We start from the raw sequence: 6,811 nt of genomic DNA on the forward strand, positions 1-6,811 counted from the left end.
GTACTAGTCGTGCCAGATTTACGGACGCCTAGTACGTGAGCGATCCTGCAGGCTCGCCTTGAGATCAAGCGAGGGTGCGATGAAGCGGTGGCTGCGGGGCAACGGTCACGTCGAGTTCCTTCCCGAGCCCGACTGGCGCTCGACGCCCGGCCAGGACGCACGAGAATCCGCGCCACGGCGGTCGATCCTCAGGGAACTGCTGGACGAAGCCGACGCCGAGCGGCTGGAGGTGGAGCCCGGGCGCTGGTTCCTGCCCGGTACGCCACCGTGAACGGATCCACGTCGGCGATGGGTAGGCGCCGGCCGGGCCGGTTACACCAGCGACGCCACGCAGCAGACGGACAGCCACGGTGCCACGAAAGAAGCCGACCGCGGTGCCGTGCGCCGTTGGGTCCGCACTCGCGCCCGGCAACCGCAGTCGTTTACCGGCCTCAAGGCTGTTGCGAGCGAGTGCCTATTCCGGCGGTTCCCGCTTGGCGGCGACAACGCCTCGCGAAGCGGGTCTTAAGTCGCTTCTCGGCTCGCCGATCGTGACGACATGATGTTGACGTGGGCAGACGTAGCGCAGACGGCCGTGGCGGGGCTGGCCGGCGTCTTGGGTGTATATGGCACTCAGGAAGTTCTGGGTGCGCTGCGCAAACAAGGCTGGTGCCCGAGCCGGTGGAGCACCGAACGCTGACGGGCGGCTACCGAAGTGACCCCCTGAGACCGGGTGACCGGCGCGGCATGGCCAAGTCTGTCCGCGCCATGGGATTCCCGGCTCGAGCTGGAGTACGCAGACGCCCGCCGGCCGAGCGCGGTGGGCGACGGTGGCCTCATGCTGGGCAGAGGGCCTGACGTTCCGCCGCGGGCGGCTCTTCTTCGCAGGCGCGGCGGCACGACAGCGGTTTCGGTACGCGAAGAGCACCTCTGGGCCGGCCGGTTGATCAACAGCAGGATGCGGCGAAAGAGTCGTCACGGGATCGGTGCTGTGTCGTAGCGGCCGACTAGCGACGGCACAGCATGATCGAATCTTTTGGGCTCTGGCTGTCACGATCTCCTCTGCACCGGACATGTACCCGAGCGTGAGAGCACGGATGGATCACGAGCAGCACTTCCGCGACGTCTATGAGGCCATGTTCGAGTCGCTGCTGGCGTACGCGCTGCGGCGTGTCGACCAGCCCGACGACGCGGCGGACGTGGTCTCCGAGACGTTTCTCATCGCGTGGCGGCGAGCTCGGGAGATGCCGGACGGGGACGAGGCCAAGCTGTGGCTGTACGGCGTGGCCCGCCGGGTCCTGGCCAACCACCACCGCGGCGGGGTGCGACGGGAGCGCCTCGGCGAGCGGCTACGGCACCTGCTGCGCGCGGCCCCCGCCGCGGACCCCTCGGTAGTAGTACCGGTGCGGGTGTCGGTTCGCTCGATGCTGACCCGGCTGGCCGAACCGGACCGGGAGGTCCTGATGCTGACGTTCTGGGAAGGTCTCGAGCCGCGCGAGATAGCGGTCGTCCTGGGCATCAGCCCGGCGGTGGCACGGACCCGGCTGTCGCGGGCTCGTGCCCGCTTCCGGGAGTTGCTGGAGCCATCCGAGCGTGTCTCAGCCGCATACAACCTGGAGGACGAGCGATGAGCGGCGAGCAGATCGACCAGTTGCTCCGCGATGCGGACCCGTACCGCCGGCCCGAGGGTGAGGCCGTCAAGGCGGCCGCTGGTGAACTGCTCGAGCAGATCGTCGCCGAACCTGTCGGTTCGCGACGCTCGTTCGGGCTTGTCGTGGCGGGTGTCGCCGCGGCGGTGGTCGCGGTCGCCGTGGTCGTCGTCCCGGCCACCCGGCACGGCGATCCCGACGCTCCCGCGACGCCGGTGTCGACGCCGGTGTCGTCTCCCGCTGTACCTTCGCCGTCCGCTCCGCCCTCTACGCCTCCGCCGACGCCATCGTCCATGCCGTTGGTGAGCGGCGTGCTGGATCCGGAGCGGATCGTCCTGGCCGCGCAGGACAGTCCGCGGCTGACGCCCGGCGAGCCCGGGTGGAAGGTCATCCACCTCGAGCCGTTCGGTGTACGCCAGGGCGAGATGACCTACGAGAAGGGTGGGCGCCGATTGGAGGTGACCTGGTATCCCGAGACGGATTACTCGCAACGCCGCACTGATCGGTGGCCCAGCAGCAGGAAGGTGTCGGTCGGCGGGCTGACGGGTTATCTGCTCGTGCCCAGCAAGGGGACCTTCACGGTCGCGACCGAACCGCGTGACGGTGTGATGGCTGTGCTGAACGGCGGGAAGGGGTTCACCGGTGCCACCGCCCGGGCGTTTCTCACCACGATGCGCCGGGTCGACGCGGGGACCTGGGCGGCCACCACGGCGGCTCAGACGGACCGCGAGGGCGAAGCCGGGACCCGGGTCGCCCGGCTGCTGTCTGAGGACATGCCGCCGCCACCGGACTGGAATGCCTGGACGAGTGCGAAGGAGCTGCCCTCCGGCAGCACCCTTGAGCTCGACGACGCGCTCGTCAAGCGGGTCACGTGTGGCTGGCTGATCGAATGGCAGCGCGCCAAGGCTACCGGCGATGGCGCCGCCCTGACCCGAGCAAACCAGGCATTGTTGAGCAGCGCCGGCTGGCGGACACTGCAAGCCTTGGAAGGGCGCACCGCGACACCACAGCTCATCCGGAAGATCGCCGACGCGGTGCCCAGCGGCCGGGCAAGCGCCGCAGAGGTTCAGGCGTACCGGGCGTCCGTGTGCTGACCGCCTCGCGAGCTCCTGCCGTGCTGCCGCAGGCCCCGATGCTGTCCGCAGGCGCGCGCACCGGTGGCTGACGGCAAGAACGGCAACGCCTGCCGCTTGGCGGTCCCGGCCGGCAACAGTTGGCGAGGCCGCCCACGCCGGTAGCACCGCTGCTTCATCGGCAATTACCGCCCGGCGCAGCCTCAGCTACCGGTGATTGCGACGGTGTTGAGTGGCCCCGCTTGGGCGGGCATGGATGGCCCGATGGCAGCGTTCCGCGACGTGTAGTGCCGTTGGATGGGTCTTTCGACGGCCACTGGTGAGCGTGGATGGCTGGGGCGCTCGTATTTGGCCCCGGCTCGTGCGGGCGTTGATGGGTGGGGAGTTCTGTCGCGGGCAGTCGCTAGCTAGCTGGCCCCGGAAGAGCTTGGGTCGCGATCAACTCTGCCAATAGTGGCTCTGAGAGCAGTAGCGGCGCGAGTAGGTCGCGGACGTAGGCGGTGCGTGTATCCGTGCTCATGTCGTTCCATGTGTTGCCGCTCGATCGCAGATGGCGCCGGACTGCTTCGATCCGGCCCTGGTGTCGTTCTGCCGCGCGCCAGTTGCTCCACCCGGCTCCAGGGTCCGCAGCCTCGAGAGCGTCGGCGAGGCGGTTTTGGACCGCGGCGATGTAAGGGCTTCCGGCGTAGATGCTGGTGAGATCGTCAAGTTTGCTTTCGAAGAGGAAACGATGGAGGGCTAGCACTTCCTGGTAGCCCTCGACACGGACTGCGTCAACGTTCACAGGCGGCAGTATGCCTGGCTGCTGAGCTGGATTCCGGGAGATCCGCGCGGGTCACCGAGGGCCGATTCGTAGCTGCTGCCGGCGCGTTGTTCGACGATCTGGGTTCGGGTGCGGGCAAGCCGGTAGGAGTCGGTGCCAGTGGATGATGTTGCCGCCGACGGTGAGCCGGTCGGCGATCGCGGCGCTGAGCCGTGGGTCGGTGAAGGTTTTGGTCCAGCCCGAGAAGGCTTCGTTGGAGGCGATGGCGACGGAGGCTTTCTCCTCACGTTCGGTGAGGACCTGGAAGAGTAATTCGGCGCCGCGCTTGTCGAGTTCCATGTAGCCGAGTTCGTCGATGCAGAGCAGGTCGACGCGGCCGTAGCGGGCGATGGTTTTGGTGAGTTGTTTGTCGTGGGCGGCCTCGACGAGTTCGTTGACCAGTTTCGCGGCCATGACGTAGCGGACGCGATGCCCTGCCATGGCGGCTGCGGCGCCCAGCCCAATGAGCAGATGGCTCTTGCCGGTGCCAGAGTCTCCGATGGCGCATAGGGGTTCGCCGTTGCGGACCCAAGCGCAGCTGGCCAGCGTGTGGATCATGGCTGGGTTGACACTGGGATTGGCCTCGAAGTCGAAATCCTGAAGCCACTTCTCCCGTGGAAACCCGGCAGCGCGGATGCGGCGTTCGGAGCGCCGCCGGTCGCGTTCGTCGCACTCGGCCAGCAGAAGTTCGGCGAGGAACCCCGGTAGGTGAGCTGCTGGCGCTGGGCGGCATCGCGGCTTCGGAGAATCGTCAGGGTGGGCAGGCGCAGCGCGCGGCAGGCGGAGTCGATGGCGGCGTCGGCGGCCTATTCGGTCAGGCCACGGCCGCGGTGGGCGAAGCCGGTGGTCATGACACCCTCCCGGTGGGCCGGGCGCCTCGGCGGGCGCGCAGAGTGAGCAGCTCGTCGTAGTGCGCGACGCTGGGCAGCGGGCGCGGGTCCGGTGGCAGGCCGCCGATCACGGCGGCGGGGTCGGCCAGGCGCCGCTCGGTGAGGCTCACGACCTGCGCCGACCGCTCGCCGTCTGGGACGGGCGCCGGCCGACGCGGAGGGCGGTGAGCTTGTTTGCGGGCCTCGACTGCGACGATGTCCGCGGTGACGGCGCCGACCCGCAGCGCGCTCTCGATCCCGGCGATTACCGCGGAGTGGGGCAGATGCCGGTGCAGCAGCAGTACTTCGATCAGGGCACGGGTGCCGCCGGCATCGCCGTGCGCCCGCCGGGCGGCGGCCCAAAACGCGTCATGAGTCGTGGTGAAGGTGCCGTTGTCGCGGGCCTGCGCCAGCGCCGTGGCGCCTAGTAACGCTCCGGGTTTGCGGGTGAACACCTTGAGGTAGTGGTCGAGTAGCACCGCCTGGGCCCCCTTCATCACCGACCGTGGGTGCCTGGCGACCTCGGCTCGGCCGTCGAACATGATCACCTCGGACGCCCGCAGCAGGACGCGGACCTGTCGGCCAATCAGCCGGGCCGACACCAGATAGAGGCAGCAGCGCACTGTGACCCGCGAGAACCGGTCCACCCGCGGCTGCAGCCACTGCCCTGTCTCGAGCTCGTCCGCCGGAAGGTAGTCGAGCAGCGGCTGCTCGATGATGAAGTCCTCGCGAGCCGTCCTCGTGCGGCCGGTGATCCACCGGTCGTCATCGGCATGATCGGCCTTCTCGATCATGGCGTTGAGCTCGGACAGGCTGTCCATCGCTGGGACCGGCGACAAGTGGGTGCGTCGGAACCTACCGATCTTAGCTTCGACGCTGCCTTTCTCATGCGCGCCCTCGATGCCGGGCACGCAGCAGAAAGCGTCGAAGCCGATCCCCGGTGAGTTCACGAAAACTGAAGAGGCAAACGGGTCAACTCGCGGCTGTGCGTGTCCAGGCGTCGGTGAGTTCGCGCCTCCGTGCGTGCTGGCATTCGTCGTTTCAGAACAGCTCGATCTGTCCAGGTATCGGGTCGGCTGACTCGGACGCAGACTCTGTGCGGACGACGCGAGGCATGGTGGCAGAGACATTGATGGCCATGGCGTCGTCAGCCTCGCCTGGATCGATCATCGAGCGATATCGGTCGCCGTGGTCGTTGACCGGGCGGTACCTCTCGTCGGCGGCTGCAGCGTGAAGCGAAGGCAGTAGGTCGTAGGCAGGTGGCAGGTCGAGAGTCGCCCGGACGCGCTCGCGGTCCTGATCCAAGGTCGCCCAGTCCTCGCGGATGGCGGCGTCGGCCTCCGCCAGCCATCCAAGTAGGCGTCGTCCCTCATCCTCCTCGAGGGAGAAGGTCGTCGCATCGTGCAGGCTGGGTAGTCCGGTGATGATGGCCAGAGCGTCACGCAGGCTGCGTGCGATGAGCCCTCCTGCACCCTCCGAGCCGACATAGAGGACGGGGCGAACGGGGCCTTCTCCGACGAGGAAGAAGGCTCCGCCGTCGGCCGCCCCGGCGATCATCTCCAGGCTGCTGCCGTCAGCCAGCTTCACTGGCTCGACTGGTCCTTCGGCCTGTCGGGAGACATCGAAGTCGAAGAGTGCGAAAAGGTCAGCGAGCCAGGGTGTGCCGTGGATGATATCGAGCAGCCCACGGTCGGTTCGGCGGTCTGGCTGGTTCATCGTGTACTGGTGCTTTCTGTCGGTTCTGGATGCGGCATGCTCGGTCGGTACTCGTAGGGCTGCGGCTGGCGCATGGGCTGGTTACTCGGCTTGTGGCCAGGTGGCTTTGGCGTAGCGCAGGGCGGGTTTGGCGGTGAGGCCGAACATCGAGGCGATGTGCCGGCCGGTGAGTTCCCGAGGGAAGCCAGTGCCCTCACTTGTTCGGCTGGCCGGCGTGCAGGCGATTGACGGACCGGGGCGCGGAGTGGCTAACGGGAGCAATCAGCAAGCCACCCAACAGTAGAGACGGTCCTCCGTGCCTGCCGTGGCTCTCGCGAGTTCAGCGATCCTAGACATGAGGACCACCGCAGTATCCACATCGATTTCCGTGCCATCCGCTACCACCGCCGGAACCCATGCCCCAGCAACGTCACGTAGTTGGGAGGGGGACGCCCTGATCAGACTGGCGACAAGCTCGTCCGGCAGGGCGAACACGGCGCTGCCGTCGTTGACGAAGTCCGCCACCATGCGCAGGTCATCCTGCTCAGACAGGTAGAGACCGGCGCGGCCGGTCAACAGATTCCGCCACGCGATCACTGCGTCATCGGCATCGAAATAGAGGTTGTTGGCGTCTATAACCGCATATCTTTCGGCTGGACCCGTGGTACGTATGGCAGCCGCAGCGGCGTCGCTAGGAGCGGCGAAGAACTCGATGTACTGACTCACCGGCGGATTCTCCCAAGT

The 6,811-nt window shown here is 67.6% G+C and carries 6 protein-coding genes and 1 pseudogene; 3 read left to right on the forward strand and 4 right to left on the reverse strand.

Translation table 11 applies throughout. From position 1 onward, the window contains the following. The first annotated feature begins 79 nt into the window (after positions 1–79). The 3 genes from ACSNN8_RS13805 to ACSNN8_RS13815 all read left to right on the forward strand — a co-directional run bounded on the left by ACSNN8_RS13805 (position 80) and on the right by ACSNN8_RS13815 (position 2,722). A complete protein-coding gene (locus tag ACSNN8_RS13805) occupies positions 80–271 on the forward strand; it encodes a hypothetical protein (RefSeq protein ID WP_436649574.1) in 192 nt (63 codons plus the stop codon). Between the two features lie 805 nt (positions 272–1,076). Beyond that, a complete protein-coding gene (locus ACSNN8_RS13810; RefSeq protein WP_436649575.1) occupies positions 1,077–1,610 on the forward strand; it encodes an RNA polymerase sigma factor in 534 nt (177 codons plus the stop codon). Then, positions 1,607–2,722: a hypothetical protein gene (locus ACSNN8_RS13815; RefSeq protein ID WP_436649576.1), complete on the forward strand. Its 1,116-nt coding sequence runs from the start codon at positions 1,607–1,609 to the stop codon at positions 2,720–2,722. The genes ACSNN8_RS13810 and ACSNN8_RS13815 overlap by 4 nt, the downstream gene beginning before the upstream one ends. Before the next feature lie 814 nt (positions 2,723–3,536). On the opposite strand, the gene istB is transcribed toward ACSNN8_RS13815, so the two are convergent. From istB to ACSNN8_RS13835, 4 genes and pseudogenes are all read right to left on the reverse strand, one after another. Beyond that, the gene (gene istB / locus ACSNN8_RS13820) at positions 3,537–4,313 is read right to left on the reverse strand and encodes an IS21-like element helper ATPase IstB (RefSeq protein WP_436649579.1); all 777 of its coding nucleotides are present in this window, start codon (positions 4,311–4,313) and stop codon (positions 3,537–3,539) included. A 37-nt stretch (positions 4,314–4,350) separates the two neighbouring features. Continuing rightward, a pseudogene (locus ACSNN8_RS13825) lies at positions 4,351–5,304 on the reverse strand (Mu transposase domain-containing protein); the annotation flags it as partial. A gap of 109 nt (positions 5,305–5,413) precedes the next feature. After that, positions 5,414–6,088, reverse strand: coding sequence for a hypothetical protein (locus ACSNN8_RS13830; protein WP_436649577.1), 675 nt, complete (start codon positions 6,086–6,088; stop codon positions 5,414–5,416). 261 nt (positions 6,089–6,349) lie between these two features. Continuing rightward, positions 6,350–6,811, reverse strand: a 462-nt coding sequence (locus ACSNN8_RS13835) for a hypothetical protein (protein ID WP_436649578.1), incomplete at its 5' end; no start/stop codon positions are given.

Origin of the sequence: Actinoplanes sp. URMC 104 (assembly GCF_051386375.1) — a bacterium.
Classification (GTDB): domain Bacteria; phylum Actinomycetota; class Actinomycetes; order Mycobacteriales; family Micromonosporaceae; genus Actinoplanes.

Coding starts and splice junctions, on each gene's coding strand:
- ACSNN8_RS13810 (WP_436649575.1), top strand. CDS start 1,077: ATGGATCACGAGCAGCACTTCCGCGACGTCTATGAGGCCATGTTCGAG.
- ACSNN8_RS13805 (WP_436649574.1), top strand. CDS start 80: ATGAAGCGGTGGCTGCGGGGCAACGGTCACGTCGAGTTCCTTCCCGAG.
- ACSNN8_RS13815 (WP_436649576.1), top strand. CDS start 1,607: ATGAGCGGCGAGCAGATCGACCAGTTGCTCCGCGATGCGGACCCGTAC.
- ACSNN8_RS13830 (WP_436649577.1), bottom strand. CDS start 6,088: ATGAACCAGCCAGACCGCCGAACCGACCGTGGGCTGCTCGATATCATC.